The following is a 734-nucleotide window of genomic DNA, read 5'->3' as shown; positions in this document are numbered from 1 at the left end:
TCGAGGGTTGGTCGCGTGGTGTTGGGGTGGGGTTGGGGTGGTCGGGTCGTTCGGTGGGGTCGGTGGTTGCTGAGCGGGTGGGGTTGTCGGTGGGTGCGGTGGCGGTGCGGGTGGGTGAGCGGGTGGTGTCGTATGGGGAGTTCGGTGGGTTGGTGGGGGGTGTGGCGCGGGAGTTGTCGGGGTTGGGTGTGGGTGTGGATTCGGCTGTGGGTGTGGTGATGTCGCGGTCGTTGGAGTTGTTGGTGGCGGTGCATGCGGTGGTGGCTGTGGGTGGTCGGTATGTGCCGGTGGAGGTGGATGCGCCTGCGGAGCGGGTGGGGTTCATGTTGTCGACGGCTGGTGTGGGTGTGGTGGTGGTGCGGGCGGGTGATCAGGCGTTTGGTGATGTGGCTTCTGTTGGTGTTGGTGGGGTGTCGGGTGTGCGGCGTGTGGTGGTGGATTGTGGTGAGGGGGTGGGTCTTTCGGTTGATGGTGTGGTGGTTGGTGGTGTGTCGGGTGTGGTGGGGGCTGGGTTGTTGGGTGGGGTGGTGTCGGGTGTGGGGGAGGTGCCTGGTGGTGCGGGTGTGTACACGTTGTTCACGTCTGGGTCGACGGGGCGGCCGAAGGGTGTGACGGTGTCGCAGGCTGCGGTGGTGAATCGGTTGGGGTGGATGCAGTCGTTGTTCGGGTTGGAGCAGCGGGATGTGGTGTTGTGGAAGACGCCGGTGTCGTTTGATGTGTCGGTGTGGGAGTTG

1 protein-coding gene is annotated in these 734 nt (G+C 65.3%); it reads left to right on the top strand.

The genetic code is table 11. From position 1 onward, the window contains the following. Positions 1–62: 62 nt before the first annotated feature. Positions 63–734 (top strand): AMP-binding protein (locus AMD30_RS24290; protein WP_231632853.1); only part of this gene is annotated, 672 nt, incomplete at its 3' end.

The organism is Gordonia sp. HS-NH1, from assembly GCF_001418765.1.
GTDB lineage: Bacteria > Actinomycetota > Actinomycetes > Mycobacteriales > Mycobacteriaceae > Gordonia.
Note: the sequence above shows the minus strand (reverse complement) of the source record. Positions and strands in the feature narration are given on the sequence as shown.